The organism is Azonexus hydrophilus DSM 23864, assembly GCF_000429605.1.
GTDB classification, from domain to species: Bacteria; Pseudomonadota; Gammaproteobacteria; order Burkholderiales; family Rhodocyclaceae; genus Azonexus; species Azonexus hydrophilus.
The window spans coordinates 433892-455847 of record NZ_AUCE01000011.1; the positions used below are offsets into that span (position 1 = coordinate 433892).

The following is a 21956-nucleotide window of genomic DNA, read 5'->3' on the forward strand; positions in this document are numbered from 1 at the left end:
CCTGCAAAAACAGTCGCTCAGCCCAGCGGCTCGCAGCGTAGCCAGACGGTGAACACGGCGCCGCTGCCGTCTGGCGAGTCGACGGTGATGCGGCCGTCGTAGCGTTCGACCAGCGATTTGCTGACCCACAGGCCAAGGCCGTGGCCGCCGGGTTTGTGGGCGGTGTAGAAGGGCTCGAACAGGTGTTCGCGGTCGGCTTCCGGGATGCCCGGGCCGGAGTCGGCGACGCTGAGGCGCAGGCCGATCGGCATGTCGGCCTCGTCCCAGTCCTCGACCGCCAGGCGCAGCGTGCCGCCGTCGGGCATGGCCTGGATCGCGTTGGCCAACAAATTGATGACGACCTGCTGCAGCTCGTTCTTGTTGCAAGTGACCAGCCGCGCCGAATCGATCTGCTGTTCGATGGCGATATTGCCCTTGCGCAACAGGTGACCGACCAGCAGCAGGCAGTCGTGGATCAGTTGCTGGGCGCCGACCGGTTCGAGGTAGCCGACGTATTCCTGCGGTCGGGCGAATTGCAGCAGCTTGGTCACGATCAGGCGGATGCGGTGCACCTGATCGAGGATCAGCCGGAACTCCGGCTCGACCGGTTTGGCTTGCTCGCCGAGCACTTCGCGGGCCATTTCCAGATTGCCCTGGATGACGGCAATCGGATTGTTGATTTCGTGGGCGACGCCGGCGGTCAACTGGCCGATGGCGGCCATTTTTTCCTGAGTGATCAGCTTGCCCTGCGTCGACCGCAGGGTTGCCAGCGCTTCCTGCAATTCGGCAGTGCGCTGGGCCACCTTGCCGTCCAGGGCTTCGCCCCAGCGTTGCAGGGCGAGCGCCTGCGCCTGCTGGCTTTCGAGCAGGCGGTCGAAGTGCCGGGCCAGGTCGCCGACCTCGTCGACATTGGGCACCGGGCCGACGCGGGCGGTGCCATCGCCGTTCTGGATGGCGTTCATGGTCGCGTGCATGCGCTCGATCGGATGAAACACCTGGCGCGCCCAGAGCACGCCGAATACCGCAACCAGCAGCATGGTCAGCGCGAATAGCGCGACGATACCGGACAGCGCCGAATTGCGGGCTTCGGCAAACGGCGTTTCGAGGAAACCGACGTAAAGCATGCCGATGCGCTCGCCGCGACTGTCGATCAGCGGGCGGTAGCCAGAGTAGTACCAGTCCTGGACGACGAAGGCGCGGTCGAGCCAGGTTTCGCCCGCGCCGAGCACGGCGTCGCGTACCGCCTGCGAGACGCGGGTGCCGATGGCGCGGCCGCCTTCGAACAGGCGGACATTGGTGGCAATGCGCACGTCGCCGAGGAAAAGCGTTGCCGTGCCGACGCTGCCGAGCATCAGTTCGCCATCGGGATAGACGATTTCGTTCAGGCGGTCGACGAATTCGAGATTGCCGTTGAGCAGCACGCCGCCGGCCAGCACGCCGAGCAGCTGGCCGTCGTGCGCGTAGACCGGTGCGGCGCTATGCACGACCAGACCCCGGTCTTCGGCCACACGCGGGTCGGGCGTCGCGTTCTGGGTCGGCAGCAGCGGCGTATGCGCGCGGCGGGCCAGGGCGGGGTCGATGGCGGCCAGCAAGCCGGGGGTGAAGATGTCGTTATCGGTCTGCGCCTGCCCTGAACGGGCGCGCTCGATGACCGGCCAGCCGGCGAAGCAGGGCTTGCCGGCATAAGCGGGGGCGCAATCGTCGGCGTCGAGCAGGTGCAGGAAATCCAGCTTCAGGCGCTGTCGCTCCGCGTCCAGCCAGCGGGGCAAGGCATCCGGGTCGGCGGCGGCAGCGGCCAGGCGGGTCGACCCGGCCAGACCTTCGACGGCGGTACCGATGCCGGCGCTGACGCGTTCGTAGTAGCCGTTGGCGATGCCCAGATCGGCGCCGACCTTGGCCACCAGCAAGCGGTCGAGATAGGCGCTGCCCCATTGGGTGAGGATGATCAGCAGCAGCGGCAACACGACGCCCAGCGGCAACAGGGCCAGCGCCAGCAGACGTTGGCGGATCGACTGCCGCCGGGGTTTGTCGCTCACTCGCAGCCCCAGGCGGTGCACTTGCGGTCCAGCGTCTTGCGCGAGATGCCCAGGCGGCGCGCGGCTTCCGACTTGTTGCCGTGGCAGGCCTGCAGCGTGGCCAGGATGTGCCGTTTCTCGACGGCTTCCAGGCGCTCGCCGCTCGCGCTTTCACCGTCGTCGCCGCTGTCGTCGTCGGTACCCAGGTCGAACCAGCCGAGGATCAGCGAGCGTTCGATGAAATTACGCAGTTCGCGTACATTGCCCGGCCAGTCATAGGCGGCCATGCGGGCGAGGGCACGCGGCGTCAGGTCGAGCGGCGGCACGTTCAGCGCCTGCGCCATGCTGGCGATGAAATGGCGGGCGAGCAGGGCGATGTCGTCGGGGCGCTCGCGCAGGGCGGGCAGATTGAGTTCGACGACCTGCAGGCGGTAGTAGAGATCCTGGCGGAAGCGCTGCTGGGCGACTTCCTCCTTGAGATTGCGGTTGGTGGCGGCGATGACGCGCACGTCGACCGGGATTTCCTGTTCCGAGCCGACCGGCCGGATGCGCCGCTCCTCGAGCACGCGCAACAGCTTGGCCTGGGCGGCGGCGGGCATTTCGGCGATTTCGTCGAGGAACAGGGTGCCGCCCTGGGCGTAGTAGAACAGGCCTTCGCGGGCGCTCTGGGCGCCGGTGAAGGCGCCCTTGACGTGGCCGAACAGCTCCGATTCGATCAGTTCGGCGGCAATCGCCGCGCAGTTGATCGGCACGAAGGGGCCGGCGTGACGGGCGCTCATGCGGTGCAGGGCGCGGGCGGCGACTTCCTTGCCGGTCCCGGATTCGCCGGTGATCAGCACGGTGGCGTTGGTCGGCGCGATGCGCTTGAGGCGCTCGCAGATGCCCTGCATGGCATCGGACTGGCAGATGACGCCATCGACCGCCGTCGATCTTTCCTCGATCTCGCGGCGCAGCACGAAATTTTCCCGGCGCAGCCGCGAGCGTTCGAAACAGCGGGCGACGCCGTTGAGCATCTGGGCCACCGAAAAAGGCTTGAGCAGGAAGTCGGAGGCGCCGGCGCGCAGCGCGTCGATGGCCGTATCGAGGTCGGCGTAGGCGGTGATCAGGATGACGTCGCCGGCAAAGCCGTCGTCGCGCAGGTCGTGCAGCCATTCGATGCCGGAACGGCCGGGCAGCGAGATGTCGAGGATGATCAGGTCGTACAGCCGCCGGTGCAGTTGCGGCACCGCCTGTTCGACGCTGCCGGCCGTATCCACCTGGCCGTAACGCTGGGCCAGCGCCCGCTGCAGGAAACTGAGCATGCCCGGCTCGTCGTCGACGACGAGGATGGAAAAGGGGGGCTGCCCCACCCCTGCCTGATCCGGGCTTGACTGAGCGTTTCCCGGTTTTGTTTGATCCATGATTGACTCCGCTTTTCCGGCATCATCGCAAACCTGGGCCTTGGCTAGCAATTGCTACGCGATGCGGCCAATTGTCGGGGAAGGCGGGGCATGGGAGTAAAATCGCGGTTTTTCAACAGATTGCGATGCCATGACCTTTGCCGAACTGGGCCTAGCCGCCCCGCTGTTACAGGCGCTTGAAACCCTCGGTTACCAGACGCCGACGCCGGTACAGCAGCAGGCCATTCCGCCGGTGCTGGCCGGCCGCGACCTGATGGCGGCGGCGCAGACCGGCACCGGCAAGACCGCCGCCTTCGCCTTGCCGCTGCTGCACAAGCTGGCCGCCGACGGCAAGAAGGTCGGCAGCAACGCGATCCGGGCGCTGGTGCTGGTGCCGACGCGCGAACTCGCCGAGCAGGTCAACGCCAGTTTCCGCGAATACGGTCAGGGCTTGTCGGTCAGTTCCTACGCGGCCTACGGCGGCGTCAGCATCAACCCGCAGATGATGCGCCTGCGCCGCGGCGTCGATGTGCTGGTGGCGACGCCCGGCCGCCTGCTCGACCTGTTCCGGCAGAACGCCGTGAAGTTCCGCGATGTGCAGGTGCTCGTGCTCGACGAAGCCGACCGCATGCTCGACCTCGGTTTTTCCGCCGAACTCGACACGCTGTTCATGGCGTTGCCGAAGAAGCGTCAGACGTTGCTGTTCTCGGCGACCTTCTCCGAACAGATCCGCAACATGGCGCGCGCCCGCCTGCGCGATCCGCAGACGGTCGAGGCCGGCCCGCGCAGCGTTACGGTCAAGGCGGTCAAGCAGTGGGTGGTGCCGGTCGACAAGAAGCGCAAGACCGAGCTGTTCCTGTTCATGCTCAAGGACCGCAAGTGGGGGCAGGTGCTGGCCTTCGTCAAGACCAAGAAGAGCGCCGACGATCTGGTTGCCCGCCTGCAGGCGAAAAAGATCGCCGCCGATGCGATTCACGGCGACCGGCCGCAGGCCTCGCGCCTGCGTGCGCTGGAGAGCTTCAAGGCGGGCGAGGTGCAGATCCTCGTCGCCACCGACGTGGCGGCGCGCGGGCTGGACATCGACGATCTGCCGCAAGTGGTCAATATCGACCTGCCCATCGTCGCCGAGGATTATGTGCACCGCATCGGCCGCACCGGCCGGGCCGGCGCCACCGGCGAGGCGATCTCGCTGGTCTGTGCCGACGAGGCGCCGTTGCTGGCGGCCATCGAGGTGCTGATCAAGCAGGTGCTGAGCCGCGAGGAAGAGCCGGGCTTCGAGCCGGATCACCGGGTGCCGGCAACCAACGGCGTGGTCGCCGCGCCGAAACGGCCGAAAAAACCCAAGCTCGGTCGCTCCGGCGGCACCCCGGGCAACTGGGTGGGTTACGACGACTATACGGTCGGCGACAAGCCGGTACGGCGCGGTACCGGCCAGCCGCTGGCCCGGACCCCGCCGCTGGCCGGCAAAAGACCGCCGGCCAAGGCACGCGGTCGTTGATGGCCGGCGTCAGCGAACGCTGACGCCGCTGCCTGCGCGCATCTGGCCGATCACCCGGGCTTCGCTGAAGCCGTCGGCGCGGAAGATGTCGAGCACCGCGTCCACGCAGTCCGGGGCGCAACTGACCAGCAGGCCGCCCGAGGTTTGCGGGTCGGTCACCAGCTTCTGCTGCCACGGGGCGAAGTCGGCCGGCAGTTCGACTTCGTCGCCGTAACTGGCCCAGTTGCGGGTCGAGGCGCCGGTGGCGACGCCCTGGCCGAGCCAGTCCAGCGCTTCGGCGATCACCGGCAGGTCGGCGAAATTGACGTCGGCGCCGAGGCCGGCACCCCGGCAGATTTCCAGCAGATGGCCGGCCAGGCCGAAGCCGGTGACGTCGGTCAGCGCGTGCACGCCTGCCAGTTCCGCGAGCTTGGGGCCGGGGGTGTTGAGCTTGGTCGTCCAGCGCAGCATCTCGGCGTAGCCGGCGGCCGACAGCTTGCCTTGCTTGAGCGCCGCCGACAGCACGCCGATGCCGAGCGGCTTGCCCAGCACCAGGCAATCGCCGGCCTGCGCGTCGCGATTCTTCTTGAGCTTGTCGGGATGGACCAGGCCGAGGGCGACCAGGCCGTAGATCGGTTCGACGACGTCGATCGAGTGCCCGCCGGCGACCGGGATGCCGGCTTCGCGGCAGATGCTGCTGCCGCCTTCGATGATCTGGCCGATGATTTCCGGCGGCAGCTTGTCGATCGGCATGCCGACCAGGGCCAGCGCCAGGATCGGCTTACCGCCCATGGCATAGACGTCGGACAGGGCATTGGCGGCGGCGATGCGGCCGAAATCGCGCGGGTCGTCGACCACCGGGGTGAAGAAGTCGGTAGTGGCGACCAGCGCCTGCGTGTCGTTGAGGCGGTAGACGGCGGCGTCGTCCGAGGATTCGATGCCGACCATCAGTTCGGGCGGAATCAGGCCGCGGTCGACGTGCTTCAGGATGTTGCTCAGAACGGCCGGCGAGATCTTGCAGCCGCAGCCGCCGCCATGGGCGAACTGGGTCAGGCGCAGGGGGGGCGGGTTTTCGGAAGGTTTGTCCATGAGCTGATCCTGAACTTCGTTAAAATGCCGTCTTTGGCTTGAAAGGGCGAAGGATAAAGGAAAATGCGCGACGACAGGCCGCCGGCAAATCAACGACCGTCCTCGCGCAAGGGGATCGCCAGCCTCGACGCGCTGGCCGGTTTCGACGAGATCATCGACGTCCGTTCGCCGGCCGAATTCGCCGACGACCACATTCCCGGCGCGATTTCCTGCCCGGTTCTCGACGACGCACAGCGGGCCGAGGTTGGCACGCTGTACAAGCAGGTCTCGCCCTTCGTCGCCAAGAAACTCGGCGCCGCCTACATCTCCGCCAATATCGCCCGTCATTTGCAGGAACGCTTCCTCGAGCGGGACAAGTCCTGGCGGCCGCTGATCGTCTGCTGGCGTGGCGGCATGCGTTCCGGCGCGATGACCACGGTGTTCCGCTCGGTCGGCTGGGATGCCTGCCAGCTCGAAGGCGGTTACAAGGCTTTCCGTAATCATGTGCTGGCCGAACTGGAGCGCCTGCCCGGCCTGTACCGTTTTCACGTCATCGCCGGGCCGACCGGCTCGGGCAAGACGCGCATCCTCCAGGCCATGGCCGGGCAGGGCGCCCAGGTGCTCGACCTGGAGGGTCTGGCCTGCCACAAGGGCTCGGTGCTCGGCGGGCAGCCCGGCCAGGCGCAGCCGGGGCAGAAATGGTTCGAGACCTGCCTGTGGCACGCGCTGGCCGCCTTCGATCCGGCGCGGCCGGTGTTCGTCGAATCGGAGTCGCGCAAGATCGGCCGCCTGCGCCTGCCGGAAGCCCTGTTCCTCGCCATGCAGCAGGCGCCGTGCAGCGAAATCCGGGTTGCCCGCGACGACCGCGTCGCTTTCCTGCTCCAGGATTACCCGCATTTTCTGCACGATATCGGGGAACTGGCTGTGCGTCTGAACGGTCTGCGTGCACTGCTCGGCAACGAGCGTATCGACGACTGGCTGGAACTGGCCGGGCAGGGCGATTTTTCCCGTCTGACCGCGTCCCTGCTCGAACTCCACTACGATCCGCTGTACGGGCGCGCCCTGGGCCATCTGCGCGGCCCGCGCCGACAGATCGAGGCCGGCGCGCTGACGACAGAGGAAATTGCCCGGGTGGCGCAGCAGGTCCAGGCCTTGGCGCCCTGATTCATGGGTTGGGACATTTTGTCCGTTGGGCTGGGTGGTTTGGACAAAATGTCCCATTTTCCGCGCTGTGCCGAAACCTGAAGTCTTTCGCCTCAGTGACTTGCGCTGAATGGCATGGTCGTTGCAGTGGTTTTTCCTTGCGACAGGGAGTCGCATTCAGGAGGAAAAACATAATGAACATGAACAGGCGGCAGTTCTTCAAGGTCTGCTCCGCCGGGCTCACGGGTTCGTCCATCGCAGTGATGGGCTTCTCCCCGACCGCAGCTCTGGCGGAAGTACGCACCTTCAAGCTCGCCCGCGCCACCGAAACGCGCAATATCTGCCCGTATTGCTCGGTGTCCTGCGGGGTGCTCATCTACTCGACCGGGGATAAATCCAAGAATTCCCAGTCCGAGATCATCCACATCGAAGGCGACCCGGATAATCCGGTCAATCGCGGTACGCTGTGCCCGAAGGGCGCCGGCCTGCGCGACATGATCCAGAGCAAGGACCGCCTGAAGTGGCCGGAAGTCCGCGAAGCCGGATCCAGCGAATGGAAGCGGATTTCCTGGAACGAAGCGCTCGATCGCATCGCCAAGCACATGAAGGCCGACCGCGACGCCAATTTCATCGCCCAGAACGCCGACGGCCTGACCGTCAACCGCTGGCCGACGATGGGTGCGCTGGTCTCTTCCGCCTCTTCGAACGAAGCCGGTTACCTGACCGTCAAGACCCTGCGCGGTCTCGGCGTCACTGCGCTCGATACCCAGGCACGCATTTGACACGCTCCCACGGTGGCCAGTCTGGCTCCGAGTTTTGGGCGTGGTGCGATGACCAACCATTGGGTGGACATCAAGAACGCAGACCTCATTTTCGTCATGGGCGGCAATCCCGCCGAAGCGCATCCCTGCGGCTTCAAATGGGCGATCGAGGCCAAGAAGAATCGTAAGGCAAAGCTTGTCGTCGTCGATCCGCGCTTCAACCGCACGGCATCGGTGGCCGACTACTACGCGCCGATCCGGCCGGGTTCCGACATTGCCTTCCTCGGCGGCGTCATCAATTACCTGGTCAGCCATGACAAACTCCAGCACGAGTACGTCAAGGCCTACACCAATGCCGCTTTCCTGATCGACGAAGGCTACGGCTTCGAAGACGGCATCTTCTCCGGCTACAACGAGGAGAAGCGCAACTACGACAAGTCCACCTGGAAGTACCAGATGGGCGAGGACGGCTTTGCCAAGGTCGACGAAACCCTGCAGGACCCGCGCTGCGTCTTCCAGCTGATGAAGGCCCACTACGCCCGCTATACGCCAGAAGTCGTGCAGCAGGTCTGCGGTACGCCGAAGGACGCTTTCCTCAAGGTGTGCGAGTACATTGCCTCGACCGCCGCCAAGGACAAGGTCATGACCAGCCTGTACGCGCTGGGCTGGACCGAGCACTCGGTCGGTTCGCAGAACATCCGCTGCATGGCGATGATCCAGTTGCTGCTCGGCAACATGGGCATGGCCGGCGGTGGCATCGGCGCCTTGCGCGGCCACGCCAACGTCCAGGGCATCACCGACATGTGCGCCTACTCGCAGAACCTGCCGGGTTACCTGTCGGCGCCGAACGAAACCGACAAGGATCGCACCAGCTATCTGGAGAAGCGTACGCCGAAGGCGCTGCGGCCGAACCAGATGAACTTCCCGCAGAACTTCCCGAAGTGGTTCACCAGCCTGTGCAAGGCCTGGTACGGCAACGCCGCCACCCCGGAAAACGGCTTCGCCTTCGACTGGTTGCCCAAACTGGGCGGGCCGGGCGACACGCTGGCCATCTTCCACGCAATGTTCGAGGGCAAGATCAACGGCTTCATCTGCCAGGGCTTCAACCCGCTGTCGTCGGTGCCGAACAAGAAGAAGGTCGGCGATGCGCTGGCCAGGCTGAAGTGGATGGTCGTCATCGATCCGCTGGCCACCGACACCTCCGAGTTCTGGAAGCCGCACGGTGAGTTCAACGACGTCAAGCCGGCCGAAATCCCGACCGAAGTGTTCCGTCTGCCGGCCACGCTGTTCGCCGAAAACTCGGGCACCTTCACCAACTCCGGCCGCGTCATCCAGTGGCGCTGGAAGGCGGCGGACGGTCCGGGCGATGCCAAGGACGACACCGAGATCATCGCTGCCTTGTTCCTGCGTCTGAAGGCCATGTATGCCAAGGACGGCGGTGCTTTCCCGGATCCCATCCTCAACCTGACCTGGGCCTACACCCAGCCGGCCAAGCCGTCGCCCGAAGAGCTCCTGCGCGAGATCAACGGCAAGGCGCTGGCCGACGTGGTTGATCCCAAGGACCCGACCAAGGTCCTGGTCAAGGCCGGCGAGCAGTTGCCGAGCTTTGCCATGTTGCGCGACGACGGTTCGACCGCCTGCGGCAACTGGATCTACTGCGGTTCCTGGTCGCAGGCCGGCAACAACACCGCGCGGCGCGACAACAGCGATCCGTCCGGCCTTGGCCAGACGCTGAACTGGGGCTTCGCCTGGCCGGTGAACCGGCGCATCCTCTACAACCGCGCTTCCGCCGACGTGGCTGGCAAGCCGTGGGATGCCCAGCGTACCGTGCTCAAGTGGACGGGCACGGCCTGGGGCGGCAACGACATTCCGGACATGCGTCCGAATGCCGCGCCGGAAGAGAACGTCATGCCCTTCATCATGACGCCGGAAGGTGTCGGCCGCCTGTTCAGCCGCGAGCTGATGGCGGAAGGCCCGCTGCCGGAGCACTACGAGCCGTTCGAAAGCCCGCTGGACAACAATCCGATGCACCCGAACAACCCCAAGGCCAAGTCCAATCCGGCCGCCCGGGTGTACAAGGGCGACATGGAAGCGTTCGGCACGGCCAAGGACTTCCCGTACGTGGCGACGACCTATCGTCTGGTCGAGCACTTCCACTACTGGACCAAGTTCTCGCAGATCAACGCGATCATGCAGCCCGAGCAGTTCGTCGAGCTGGGCGAGGAACTGGCCAAGGAGAAGGGCATCAAGGCCGGCGACAAGGTCAAGATCCGCTCCAACCGCGGCTTCATCAAGGCGGTGGCGGTGGTGACCAAGCGTATCAAGACGCTCGATGTGGACGGCAAGAAGGTCCACACGGTGGGTATCCCGATCCACTATGGGTTCAAGGGGGCGACGAGGCCTGGCTTCATCACCAACACCCTGACCCCGTTCGTCGGTGACGCCAACACGCAGACGCCGGAATACAAGGCGTTCCTGGTCAACATCGAGAAGGCGTAAAGGAGAGCTGACATGGCATTGCAATCGCTAGACATCAAACAGCGCTCCGCCACCACGACGCCGTCCACGCAAGTGCGGCAGACGGTGGAGATCGCCAAACTCATCGACGTTTCCGCCTGCATCGGCTGCAAGGCGTGCCAGGTAGCCTGCTCGGAGTGGAACGACATCCGCGACGAAGTCGGCAACTGCCACGGCGTCTACGACAACCCGATGGATCTGTCGGCCAAGTCGTGGACGGTGATGCGCTATACCGAGGTCGAGCAGAACAACAAGCTGGAGTGGCTGATCCGTAAGGACGGCTGCATGCACTGCGCTGATCCGGGTTGTTTGAAGGCTTGTCCGGCTCCGGGTGCGATCATCCAGTACGCCAACGGCATCGTCGATTTCCACCAGGAAAACTGTATCGGCTGCGGCTACTGCGTGACCGGCTGCCCGTTCAACGTCCCGCGCATCTCCAAGGAAGACAGCAAGGCTTACAAGTGCTCGCTGTGTTCCGACCGGGTTGCCGTCAACCAGGCACCGGCCTGCGTCAAATCCTGCCCAACAGGTGCGATCCAGTTCGGCAGCAAGGAGGACATGAAGGACTACGCCGCCAAGCGCGTCGCCGACCTCAAGGAGCGCGGCTACGACCAGGCGGGGCTGTACGACCCGCAGGGCGTCGGCGGTACGCACGTGATGTACGTGCTGCACCATGCCGACAAGCCCGATCTGTACGCCGGTCTGCCGGCCAATCCGTCGATCAGCCCGCTGGTCTCGCTGTGGAAGGGCTTCGCCAAGCCACTGGCTACCCTGGCCCTGGCCGGTGTTGCCCTGGGCAGCCTGTTCCACTACGTGACCAAGGGTCCGAACGAGGTCTCCAAGGAGATCGAGGACGAGATCGAGCGCGAAGATGCGTTGGCTAACAAGGAGGAAGCAAAATGATCCGCGATCCCAAGGACCTCAAGCGCTACACGGCGTCGGAACGGGCCAACCACTGGGTGGTGGGCATCAGCTTCATCCTCCTCGGTCTTTCCGGACTGGCCTTCTTCCACCCGGCGTTCTTCCCGCTGACACAGTTGTTCGGCGGGCCGGTGTGGACGCGCATCCTGCACCCCTACCTGGGGGTGATCATGGCGCTGGCCTTTGTCGTCATGTTCTTCCGCTTCAAGCACTTGAACAAGATGACACCGGCGGACAAGGAGTGGCTGAGCAAGGTCGACCAGATGGTTGACGGCGACGACCACAACATGCCGGAGCAGGGCAAGTACAACGGTGGCCAGAAGGTGATGTTTTGGGCACTGGCCATCAGCATGCTGCTGATGACCCTGTCCGGCATCGTCATCTGGCGGGCCTGGTTCGACCTGCCGGTGGACATCGTCCGCCTCGGCGCCGTCGTCCATGCCGCCGCCGGTGCCGTGATGATCGGCCTGATCATGGTGCACGTCTATGCCGCCATCTGGGTCAAGGGCACCATCCGCGCCATGTGGTACGGCACGGTCACCCGCGCCTGGGCCAAGCAGCATCACCGTGGTTGGTACCGTCAGGTAACGGGGAAATAATCCCGGTTCCCTGTTTCTAAAACGATTTACCTTGCGTTATCGGGGCTCTGCAGGAATATTCCTGCATCCCCGCTTTTTTCAAGATGGACCCCATGCAGAGCCAACCGATAGATTTTCATCCGCCCAGCGAAGAGGCGGCGCCCTACCTGTTGCCGGCGGCCGATGTGTTTGCCGGCCGCGCCCGTCGTTTCGAACACCTGGCCTGCGATCACAGCCTGGCTGAGTGGCTGCGCTTCTTGGCCCGCCTGAGCCAGGCCCAGCACGATGCGCTCAAGGCCATCCCCGAATTTCCGCTGCCGGAGGCGCAGGCCCGCGAACTGGCCCGCAACCACGGCATGCCCCCGCTCAATCTGGGCGAGCGCCCCGCGGTCTGGCGCGATGCCTTGCGCCAGATGCTCGCCGCCCTCGACGACGAGACCCTGCCCGAGGGTGCACGCGCCACCTTGACCGGTCTGCAGACGGCCGACGACAGCCGCCTGGAAAAACTCGCGGCGACCCTGCTCGAAGGCGAGATTTCCGCCGATCTGGCCGGCGAACTGCCCTTCATCGCCGCCGCCTTGCAAGTCACCTACACCGGCATGGCCCTGCGCCTCGATCCGGCCAGCCTGCAGAAACTCGACGCCCCGGCCGTCTGCCCGTGCTGCGGCAGCCCGGCGGTGGCCAGCGTGGTCCGTCTCGGCGCCGCCATCAACAACCTGCGCTACCTGCACTGCAGCCTGTGCAATACCGAATGGAACGTGCCGCGCGCCACCTGCACCACCTGCGAGGACGACAAGGAAATCGCCCTGCATGAACTCGAAGGCACAGCAGGGAAAAATGCAGGCGCCGTCCGTGCCGAAACCTGCGACGCCTGCAAGAGCTACCTGAAGATCGTCTATCAGGATAAAGACCCGAATGTGGACCCGGTCGCCGACGACCTGGCGACGCTCGCCCTCGACATGCTGGTCGACGAAGCCGGCTACGAGCGCAGCGGCCCGAATCTGTTGCTGATCGGTGCCTACAGCGGCTGATCCAGCCTTTCCCTCAACCTTTCTGCCCGGTCCGGGTGAAAGCCATGAACGAAAATCCACGTCTGCCCGCGGTTGACCGCGTCCTCAAACAACTTCCCGAGCTGATCGAAGCGCACGGTCGCCAGCCGGTGACCGCCTGCGTCCGTGCCGAGTTGGCCGCTGCCCGCGAGGGCGCGAAGCACGGCCTGCCGTTGCCCGACGAGGCGACGCTGCTCGCCGCCATCCGCCGCCGCGCCGCTGATGCCGCCCGCGCCAATCTGCGGCCGGTGTTCAACCTGACTGGCACCGTGCTGCATACCAACCTCGGTCGCGCGCTATTGTCCGAAGAAGCCATCGCGCTGATGGTCGAAGCCGCGCGTTCGCCCTGCGCGCTGGAATACGACCTCGCCTCCGGTGGCCGTGGTGACCGCGACGATCTGGTGTCCGGCCTGCTCGCCGAACTGGTCGCCGGCGGCTCGCCCGACATCGCGGCGACCATCGTCAACAACAACGCCGCTGCCGTGCTGCTGACGCTGAACGCGCTGGCCCAGGGCAAGGAGGCGGTGGTCTCGCGCGGCGAGCTGGTCGAGATCGGCGGTGCCTTCCGTGTTCCCGACGTGATGCGGCGGGCGCAGGTGAAGCTGGTCGAGATCGGCACCACCAACCGCACGCACGAGAAGGATTACTTTGATGCCATCGGCCCGAAGACGGCGCTGCTGATGAAGGTGCATACCAGCAACTATGTCGTCACCGGCTTCACCAAGAGCGTCGACGAGCAGGCGGTGGCCGACATCGCCCACGCCGCCGGCCTGCCTTTCGTCGTCGACCTGGGCAGCGGTACGCTGACCGATTTCGCGGCGCTCGGCCTGCCGGCCGAGCCGACGCCGCAGCAGGCGCTGGCCGCTGGTGCCGACATCGTCACCTTCTCCGGCGACAAGCTGCTCGGCGGGCCGCAGGCCGGGCTGATCGTCGGCCGCAAGGACCTGATCGCGAAGATCAAGAAGAACCCGTTGAAGCGTGCGCTGCGCGTCGGCAAGACGACGCTCGCCGCGCTGGAAGCGACGCTGCGCTTGTATCGCGATCCGGATCGTCTGTGCCAGCGCCTGCCGACCTTGCGCCTGCTGACCCGGGCGACGAGCGAGATCGCCGCCCTTGGCGAGCGCTTGCTGCCGTCGGTGCAGGCTGCCGTCGGTGCCGGCTTCGTGGTCGCGCTTGAGGACTGCGCCAGCCAGATCGGCAGCGGTGCCTTGCCGGTCGAGCGGCTGGCGTCGACCTCGTTGGTCCTGCGTTCGACCGCGAAGAAGCCGGGCAAGGCGCTGGCCGCCGTCGAAGCCGCCTTTCGCGGGCTGCCGCAGCCGGTGATCGGCTACATCCGCGACGATGCCTTCCGGCTCGACCTGCGCTGCCTGGAGACCAAGGATGAAGCGCGCTTCGTCGCGCAGCTGGCGGCAGTGAAACTGTAGTTTTCCGGAAATGGCCACGAGCAGCGGTCCGCGTACCGCCCGCCATTCCCGACCCCCGGCGCCTGGCGGCGCCACCCTGTAAATCCGGGCATCTCCGTGTCCGGGTGGTTCAACGCAATGGAGACGACAACATGAGCTTCAATCGAAGACAATTCCTCGCCGCTGGGGCGGCGCTCGGGACGAGCGGTGCCATCGCCACGCCGACCAGCCCGCTACCTTTCCTGATCCAGATGCAGTCCGACCCGTTGCTGCCGAAAGCTACCGGCAAGCGCGTGGTCATTTGCGGCGGCGGCTGGGGCGGGGTGACCGCCGCCAAGCACCTGAAAGTGCTCGATCCCAGCCTTGACGTCGTGCTGCTCGAACGCAACCCCATCTTCTTCGCCTGCCCGATGAGCAACAAGTGGCTGGTCGATGTCGTCGATGCGCAGTTCCTCACCTTCAGCTACCTCGACGTCGCCCAGAAGTACGGCTACCACTTCATCCAGACCGAAGTCACCGCCTTCGAGCGCGACAAGAAGCGTGTCGTCACTGCCCAGGGCTGGATTGATTACGACTACCTGATCGTCGGCGCCGGCATCCGCTACAACTATGAAGCCTGGTTCGGCAACGACCGCAAGGCCGCCGAATACACCAAGGCGATGTTCCCTGCCGCCTACATCCCGACCGCCGAGCACTTCAAGCTGAAGCAGAACATCCAGAACTTCAAGGGCGGCGACCTGGTGATGACGCTGCCGCCGCCACCGCACCGCTGCCCGCCGTCGCCCTACGAGCGCGCCTGCCTGATCGCCGACCTGTTCAAGCAGCGCAAGACCAAGGGCAAGATCATCATCCTCGATCCCAAGCCGAGCATCATGCCGATCGGCGGCGGCTACAAGGACGCCTTCGAGGAGCTGTACAAGGACCAGATCGTCTACGTGCCCAAGGCGCAGATCCAGGAAGTCGATCCGTTCAACAAGCGGATCAAGACCACGGCCGGCGACTTCAAGTTCGACCATTCCATCCTGATGGCCCCGCACCAGGCCGGCGACATGGCCTGGAAGGCCGGCGTCATCGGCCGCGACGCGGATGGCAAGCTGACCGGCTGGGCCGGCGTCGATCCCTTCTTCCTCAACCTCAAGGACGACCCGGACACCTACGTGATCGGCGACGCCGTCGGCGTCGTCTCGCCGCTGTTCAAGTACTACCCGAAGGCCGGCCACGTCGCCAACGCCCACGCCAAGATCGTCGCCAAATACATCACCGACCGCATCAAGGGCCGCGAACTGAAGCCGGCGCTGCCCGACAACCTCTGCTTCATGATGGTCAAGACCCAGCCGCAGGAAGCGATTGCCGTGCGCTTCAAGTACTGGGTCAACGACAAGGGCCTGATTGTCCAGGACCAGGACGACGACAACCTGCGCCGTCCCGAACTGGTGACCGAGGACTTCCAGTGGTTCGCCGGCAAGGTCGAGGACATGTTTGGTTGATGGCTATCAGCTGGTTCCACGTGGAACCAGCTTTGTCTGCTAGATTGGAAAGATGAGTACCAAGCCTTCTCTTGCCGTCGTTGAGCGCTTGTATCTTGCTGATGCGATGGGCGCACCCCTGCAGGCGCGGCTGCGTCTTTCCTTGTGTGCGGGGCAGGGGATTGTTGGCGACCGACATGCCAGTCGGCGAGATTGGCCGGGGCAGAACCTGACCCTGGTCGAGGCCGAAGAGATCGAAAGTTACTGTTTGAGCCGCAGTCGGCCGATTGATCTGGCGCTGACACGCCGTAACATCGTCACTCGTGGCGTTCGTCTCAATTCCCTGGTGGGTCGTCGTTTTCGCATTGGCGATTGCTTGCTGTACGGTGTCGAACGCTGTGAGCCCTGCCGTAGCCTTGGTCAGCGCCTGGCTGACGAAACCTTTGATGTGCCAGCCGTCATCCATTACTGGACGGGTCGTGGCGGCTTGCGTGCCGATGTCTTGAGCGATGGTCCAATCCGCGCCGGCGATAAGCTGGAGATCGTCGACACGTCCGGAGGCCTGGCATGATCGTCGGCACCGCCGGTCACATCGATCACGGCAAGACGACGCTGGTCAAGGCGCTGACCGGCGTCGACTGCGACCGCCTGAAGGAAGAGAAGGCGCGCGGCATCACCGTCGATCTTGGCTACGCCTATACGCCGACCCTCGGCTTCATCGACGTGCCGGGGCACGAGAAATTGGTGCACAACATGCTCGCCGGTGCCACCGGCATCGACTTCGCATTGCTGGTCATCGCCGCCGACGACGGGCCGATGCCGCAGACCCGCGAGCACCTGGAGATCGTCGAACTGCTCGGCATCCGCCGGGGGGCGGTGGCGCTGACCAAGATCGATACGGTTGCCGCCGACCGCGTCGAAGCGGCAAAAAGTGAAATCGAAGCGCTGCTCGCGGATACCGCGTTCGCCGGGGTGCCGGTGTTTCCGGTTGCCGCGGTCAGCGGTGCCGGCATTGCCGAACTGCGCGCGCATCTTGAGGCCGTCGCCGCCGGGCATGCCCGGCGCGAGGCTGCCGGCGGCTTCCGGCTGGCGGTCGATCGCTGCTTCACGCTCACTGGCGCCGGTACCGTCGTCACCGGTACGGCCTTCGCCGGCTGCGTCCGGGTCGGCGATCAGCTACTGCTGTCGCCGAGCGGCAAGCCGGTGCGCGTGCGCAGCCTGCGCGCTCAGGATGCGCCGGCCGAATCCGGCCAGGCCGGACAGCGTATCGCGCTGGCGCTGGCCGGCGTCGACAAAGGCGAAGTCGAGCGTGGCCAGTGGCTGCTGGCGCCGCCGCTGCACCGGCCGTTGCGCCGTTTCGACGCGAAGTTGCGGGTGCTTGCCGGGCAGCCGGCGCTGAAGCACTGGACGCAGGTGCACCTGCACCTCGGCGCCATTGACGTGCCGGCGCGGGTGGCCCTGCTCGGCGCCGAGGAAATCCCGCCGGGCGGCGAAAACTGGGCGCAACTCCACGTCGACCGCGACATCGGCGCGCTCGCCGGCGACCGTTTCATCCTGCGCGACGCCGCTGCTCGCCACACCATTGCCGGCGGCTGCGTCCTCGACAGCGCGCCGCCGACACGGCGCAAGTCGAGCCCGGAGCGCCTGGCGATGCTGGCAGCGCTGGCCGATCCCGATCCGGCGGTGGCGCTGGCGCTGGCCGCCCAACAGCAGCCGGCTGGTGTCGACCTGGCGGCGTACGCGCTCAACCGCAACCTCGACGCACCGACGCTGGCTGAAATCTGCCAGCGGCTTGGCCTGCGCACGGTCGGCGACATCGCCTTCGCCGCCGCCGGCTGGCAGGGCCTGGGTGAGCGCTTGCTCGCGGCGCTTGCCGCGGAACACGAGCGGGCGCCCGACCTCACCGGCGTCGAGCGCGACCGCCTGCGCCGGCTGACGCTGCCGACATTGGCCCGTCCTGCCTTCGACGCACTGCTTGGTGAACAGCTGGCCGCCGGCCGTGTCGCCCAGAGCAACGCCTGGCTGCACCTGCCCGGCCATCGCGTCGAACTTGCTGCCGCCGACCGCGACCTGTGGCAGACCTTGCTGCCGCTGCTCGCCGCCGAGCCGTACAACCCGCCGCGCGTGCGCGATGTCGCCAAAGCCACCGGCATCGCCGAGGACACCGTGCGTGCGCTGTTCAAGCGCATCGCCCGGCATGGCGAAGCCTGGCCGGTGGCGCACGACCATTATTTCACCGCCGCCGCAGTGGCCGACCTGGCCCGCCACGTCGCCATGCTCAACGAACGCGACGGCTGCGCCCGCGCCGCGCCGCTGCGCGACGTGATCGGTGGTGGACGAAAAGTCGCTATCCACATTCTCGAATTCTTCGATCGCATCGGCTACACTCGCCGGGTGCGCGATACGCACGTACTGCGCGGTGTACCGGAGCAATTCGGATCATGAACAACGGAAGGAATCGTTCCCCGGTGGGGCGGCCGGTCTTCAAAACCGGCAGGGCCTGTCAGACAGGCTTGGGTAGGTTCGACTCCTGCTTCCTTCCGCCATCGATCGCGCGTGGCGCATCCATGACTTTGTCGACTGCGCCTCGCCGTGCAGCAGCACTGTCTTCGGCTTGTCTTCGCGTCCTGAATGCACCACGCGCGCCGAATACGCCGCTATAAGTTTCACGCGAAATCCGCTAAATGGCTCACTCTCCTTTCACCGGCACCATTCCCGACGATCTCCTCTACGACCCCGAGCACGACATGTGGGTGCGCGAGCTGCCGGGCGGCGAGTTGTTGGTCGGCGCGACCGCTTTCGGCATTCACCTGGCCGGCGAGATCATCGCTTTCACCAGCAAGCCGAACGGTGCTGAGGTGGCGCGCGGGCGGGGGATGGGGACGGTCGAGTGCCGCAAGACGCTGCTCGCGCTGCATGCGCCGCTGTCCTTCGTCCTGCTCGAAGGCAACGAGGCGGCCGAGGAGCGGCCCGGGCGGATCAACCGCGATCCCTACGGCGACGGCTGGATGGCCCGGGTGCGGCCGACCGAGTGGGCCGGCGAGCGCGGCCTGCTGGTCGATGCCGCCGCCTACCGGGCGCAGGTGCTGAAGCTCGATCCGGAGGCCCGCCTTGACTGAGCGCCTGGCCCTGCTGATCGGCTCGGCGCAGCCGGAACAGGCGGTGACGCCGCTGGTCCATGCGCTGGCGGCACGCGCGCTGGATGCCGAGGTCGAAATCCACTTCGCCGGGCCGGCGGTGCGCTGGCTGGTCGCCGGGGTTGCCGAGGCGGCCTGGCCGACGCCGGCGCGGGAAAAGTCCATCGCCGCCTTCCTCGACGAAGCGGCTACCGCCGGCGTCCGCTTCTACGCCTGCGGCATGGCTCGCGCTGCCTGGGTCGGCGCCGAAGAAACGCTGCGCGCCGATGCCGGCGCCGCCGGCGCCACTGCATTCGTCGCCCGCACGCTCGATCCGGCGTGGCGGACGCTGGTGTACTGATGGATCGCGGAGAGATTACCGGCGTCGTCCTGGCCGGCGGGCTCGGCCGGCGCATGGGCGGTGTCGACAAGGGCTTGCAGGAACTGGCCGGGCGGCCGCTGGTGGCGCACATCATCGAGCGCCTGCAGCCGCAGGTCGGCCCCTTGCTGATCAACGCCAACCGCAATGCCGAGGTCTATGCCCGTTTCGGCTGTCCGGTGGTCGCCGATGCCGTGCCCGATTTTGCCGGGCCGCTGGCCGGCCTGCATGCGGCGCTGGCAGCCGCATCGACCCCGTGGGTGGTAACCGTGCCCTGCGATTCGCCCTTCCTGCCGGCAGATCTGGTGTCGCGCCTGGCCGGGGTGGCCGAGCAGGCATCGGCCGGGGTGGCGGTGGCGCGCACCGGCGACCAGGTGCACCCGGTGTTCTGCCTGTGCCGGCGCGAGTTGCGCGATCATCTCGGCGATTACCTGGCGCGCGGCGAGCGCAAGTTCACCGGCTGGTACGCTTCGCTGGCGACGGTGGAAGTGGCTTTCGACGATCAGCCGGCGGCTTTCGAGAACATCAATACGGTGGCCGAACTGGCGAGTTTTTCCCGGCCGGTTTAGGGCTTGGGCTGGATGCGCTGGCCGGCCTTCCTGACGGTGCCGTCGGCGAGGTCGAAGTGCACCGAAAAGTAGCTTTCCTCGGTGGGGAAATCGCCTTCGATTCGCCATTCCCAAACCGATTCGCCCAGATTGGAGAAAGTCTGGCGACTGGCCGGCTGGCCGAGCAGGCGCCGGACTTCGTCCTGCGTCAGACCCGGCGTGACGCGGGCGTAGGTCGCCGGCGTCAACACCTGGTCGAGCGCGGCAACGATTTCCTGGCGGTCGAAGCGGATCATGTAGCAATGCACGCCGGCTGGTTGACGGCTGTATTCCCAGGTCACCGTGCCGTCGTCGTTGCGGTGGATGAAGCCGGGTTCGCCCATGCGGCTGCGCACTTCGGCCTGGGTGGTGATGCCCGGCTTGATTTCCGGCAGATTGACCATGTCGCAGGCGGGCAGCAAGGCCGTCAGCAGTGCGGCGATCCAGGCGGGCAGTTTCATGGGGGCTCCTGTGGCGGGAATGGGTTTGGGCGTTTGGCTACCTTGCTCGCATAATAGCGGCTCATCCAGCTATTGTTCATGCCATGCAGCATCTCGACCCCCAAGCCGCCCATGATTTCCTCCAGCAGACTCCGGAGGCCGTACTCGTCGATTGCCGGACGGAAATCGAGCACATGTATGTCGGCCATCCGGTCGGTGCCGAGCACGTGGCCTGGCAGGAGGCGCCGGATTGGGAAATCGATCCCGATTTCGCGCGCAAGGTCGGCCGCCTGGTCAAGGGCGACCTGAGCCGGCCGGTACTGCTCATCTGCCGTAGCGGCACACGCTCGATCTTTGCCGGCGAGGCGCTGGAAGCAGCGGGCTTCCAGCAGGTGATCAACATCACCGAAGGTTTCGAAGGGCCGCTCGACGACAATTTCCATCGCGGCACGCTCGGCGGCTGGCGCCTGCGCGGCCTACCCTGGCAGCAGTCGTAGCCGCCGGTGCGCCAGCGCGGCCAGGCCGCCGGCGGTGAGCAGGCCGGCCATGCCCAGCGCCAGGTGCAGGGTCGATCCCCACAATAGCGGCGCGATCAGCGCCGCCGACAAACCATTGAATCCGGACTGGAAGAACGTCTGGCAGGACGCCGCCAGTCCGCGTTTGTCGGGGAAAGGATCGAGTGCGAACAGCGTCAGATTGGGCATCGCCAGCGACATGCCGATGGTGTACACGAACAGGGGGGCGACGCTCCACGGCAGGCCGGGCGGCAGGCTGAGGTTGAGGCCGAGATTGAGCAGCGCGGCGGTGGCCATGATCGCGTAGGCGACGGCGATGGTCTTGCCCGGCGGCAGCTTGCCGGCCAGGCGCCCGGAAATCCACGAACCGCACATCAGGCCGGCCATCGCCGGGCCGAACAGCCAGAGGAAGGCGGTTTCCGGCAGGCCCAGGTGCTGCATCAGGAAGGCGGGCGCTGACAGTACATAGACGAAGAAGCCGCCGAAATTCAGCGCCAGCGCCGAACAGGCGAACAGGAAGCGCGGCGAACTCATGACTTCGCGATAGGCGCCGGCCAGGTAGGTCGGGCGCAGTGACTGGCGTTTCTCCGGTGGCAGGGTTTCCGGCAGCAGTTTCAGACAGGCCAGCCACAGCGCGGCCGTTGCCAGCACCAGGAAGGCAAAAATCGACCGCCAGCCGAAGGCAATCTGCAGCCAGCCGCCGATCACCGGCGCTATCGCCGGGGCGAGCGCGAACATCATGGTGATCTGCGCCATCAGCCGCTGGGCGGCGGCGCCGTCGTAGAGATCGCGGACGATGGCCCGGCTGATGACGATGCCGGCGCCGGCGGTGATCCCCTGCATCGCCCGCCAGAACCACAATTGCCCGATGCTGGTGGCGAGCATGCAGCCGAGCGAGGCGACGCCGAACAGCGCCAGCGCGCCGAGGATCACCCGGCGGCGGCCGAAACGGTCAGCGATTGCGCCATGCCACAGGGTCATCGCGGCGAAGGACAGCAGGTAGGCGGACAGCGTTTGCTGGACCTCGAGCGGCGTTGCCCCGAGTTGCGCGGCGATGTCCGGGAACGACGGCAGGTAGGTATCGATCGAGAACGGACCGAGGGCGGAAAGGCAGGCAAGCAGCAGGGCGATGCCGCGGGTGCTGCGGGTGGTATGGGGCATGG

The 21956-nt window shown here is 66.1% G+C and carries 19 protein-coding genes and 1 tRNA gene; 15 read left to right on the plus strand and 5 right to left on the minus strand.

Going from position 1 to position 21956, the window contains the following annotated elements:
* Positions 1-17 precede the first annotated feature (17 nt).
* Positions 18-2015 carry a sensor histidine kinase gene (locus G471_RS16475; RefSeq protein WP_245580490.1) on the minus strand — a complete coding sequence of 666 codons (1998 nt, stop codon included), beginning with the start codon at positions 2013-2015 and terminating at the stop codon, positions 18-20.
* Positions 2012-3394, minus strand: coding sequence for a sigma-54-dependent transcriptional regulator (locus G471_RS0102660; RefSeq protein ID WP_043420633.1), 1383 nt, complete (start codon positions 3392-3394; stop codon positions 2012-2014). Before G471_RS0102660 ends, G471_RS16475 begins: the two co-directional genes overlap by 4 nt.
* 130 nt (positions 3395-3524) lie before the next feature.
* On the opposite strand from G471_RS0102660, the gene G471_RS0102665 reads away from it, so the two are divergent.
* Positions 3525-4871: a DEAD/DEAH box helicase gene (locus G471_RS0102665; RefSeq protein ID WP_028993963.1), complete on the plus strand. Its 1347-nt coding sequence runs from the start codon at positions 3525-3527 to the stop codon at positions 4869-4871.
* Positions 4872-4880: 9 nt separating this feature from the next.
* Here the strand turns inward: G471_RS0102665 and selD are convergent, their stop codons facing one another.
* Positions 4881-5939, minus strand: a complete 1059-nt coding sequence (gene selD, locus G471_RS0102670) for a selenide, water dikinase SelD (RefSeq protein ID WP_043420634.1) — start codon at positions 5937-5939, stop codon at positions 4881-4883.
* Between the two features lie 63 nt (positions 5940-6002).
* Here selD and mnmH point away from each other — a divergent pair, with 63 nt between their 5' ends.
* The 13 genes from mnmH (at position 6003) to mobA (ending at position 19820) form a co-directional block, all read left to right on the plus strand.
* Positions 6003-7082, plus strand: a complete 1080-nt coding sequence (mnmH, locus tag G471_RS16480; RefSeq protein ID WP_051295234.1) for a tRNA 2-selenouridine(34) synthase MnmH — start codon at positions 6003-6005, stop codon at positions 7080-7082.
* Between the two features lie 173 nt (positions 7083-7255).
* Positions 7256-10321, plus strand: coding sequence for a formate dehydrogenase-N subunit alpha (fdnG, locus tag G471_RS0102685; RefSeq protein ID WP_157272433.1), 3066 nt, complete (start codon positions 7256-7258; stop codon positions 10319-10321).
* Positions 10322-10333: 12 nt separating this feature from the next.
* On the plus strand, positions 10334-11242 hold the full coding sequence (fdxH, locus tag G471_RS0102690; protein WP_028993967.1) for a formate dehydrogenase subunit beta: 909 nt from the start codon (positions 10334-10336) through the stop codon (positions 11240-11242).
* Positions 11239-11859 (plus strand): formate dehydrogenase subunit gamma, encoded by a 621-nt coding sequence (locus tag G471_RS0102695; RefSeq protein ID WP_028993968.1) that lies wholly within the window; start codon positions 11239-11241, stop codon positions 11857-11859. The genes fdxH and G471_RS0102695 overlap by 4 nt, the downstream gene beginning before the upstream one ends.
* A 92-nt stretch (positions 11860-11951) precedes the next feature.
* Positions 11952-12869 (plus strand): formate dehydrogenase accessory protein FdhE, encoded by a 918-nt coding sequence (gene fdhE / locus G471_RS0102700; protein ID WP_028993969.1) that lies wholly within the window; start codon positions 11952-11954, stop codon positions 12867-12869.
* Between the two features lie 44 nt (positions 12870-12913).
* Entirely contained in the window at positions 12914-14311 is a 1398-nt protein-coding gene (gene selA, locus G471_RS0102705; RefSeq protein ID WP_028993970.1) for an L-seryl-tRNA(Sec) selenium transferase, read from the plus strand.
* A gap of 131 nt (positions 14312-14442) precedes the next feature.
* Complete coding sequence (locus G471_RS0102710; RefSeq protein ID WP_028993971.1) at positions 14443-15777, plus strand: NAD(P)/FAD-dependent oxidoreductase; 1335 nt, start codon at positions 14443-14445, stop codon at positions 15775-15777.
* Between the two features lie 52 nt (positions 15778-15829).
* On the plus strand, positions 15830-16327 hold the full coding sequence (locus tag G471_RS0102715) for an MOSC domain-containing protein (protein WP_043420637.1): 498 nt from the start codon (positions 15830-15832) through the stop codon (positions 16325-16327).
* Positions 16324-18201 (plus strand): selenocysteine-specific translation elongation factor, encoded by a 1878-nt coding sequence (selB, locus tag G471_RS0102720; protein ID WP_028993973.1) that lies wholly within the window; start codon positions 16324-16326, stop codon positions 18199-18201. The genes G471_RS0102715 and selB overlap by 4 nt, the downstream gene beginning before the upstream one ends.
* Positions 18202-18206: 5 nt before the next feature.
* A tRNA-Sec gene (locus G471_RS0102725) sits at positions 18207-18302 on the plus strand.
* Between the two features lie 138 nt (positions 18303-18440).
* Positions 18441-18875 (plus strand): glycine cleavage system protein H, encoded by a 435-nt coding sequence (locus G471_RS0102730; protein ID WP_028993974.1) that lies wholly within the window; start codon positions 18441-18443, stop codon positions 18873-18875.
* Positions 18868-19233, plus strand: coding sequence for a DsrE family protein (locus G471_RS0102735; RefSeq protein WP_028993975.1), 366 nt, complete (start codon positions 18868-18870; stop codon positions 19231-19233). The genes G471_RS0102730 and G471_RS0102735 overlap by 8 nt, the downstream gene beginning before the upstream one ends.
* Positions 19233-19820 carry a molybdenum cofactor guanylyltransferase MobA gene (gene mobA, locus G471_RS0102740; protein ID WP_051295272.1) on the plus strand — a complete coding sequence of 196 codons (588 nt, stop codon included), beginning with the start codon at positions 19233-19235 and terminating at the stop codon, positions 19818-19820. Before G471_RS0102735 ends, mobA begins: the two co-directional genes overlap by 1 nt.
* Here mobA and G471_RS0102745 read toward each other — a convergent pair.
* A complete protein-coding gene (locus G471_RS0102745) occupies positions 19817-20299 on the minus strand; it encodes a hypothetical protein (RefSeq protein WP_028993977.1) in 483 nt (160 codons plus the stop codon). The genes mobA and G471_RS0102745 overlap by 4 nt on opposite strands.
* A gap of 83 nt (positions 20300-20382) precedes the next feature.
* Between G471_RS0102745 and G471_RS0102750 the strand changes: the two genes are divergently transcribed.
* Complete coding sequence (locus tag G471_RS0102750) at positions 20383-20775, plus strand: rhodanese-like domain-containing protein (RefSeq protein WP_028993978.1); 393 nt, start codon at positions 20383-20385, stop codon at positions 20773-20775.
* Here the strand turns inward: G471_RS0102750 and G471_RS0102755 are convergent.
* On the minus strand, positions 20755-21954 hold the full coding sequence (locus G471_RS0102755) for a multidrug effflux MFS transporter (RefSeq protein ID WP_028993979.1): 1200 nt from the start codon (positions 21952-21954) through the stop codon (positions 20755-20757). The two genes, G471_RS0102750 and G471_RS0102755, sit on opposite strands and share 21 nt — an antisense overlap.
* Positions 21955-21956 lie beyond the last annotated feature (2 nt).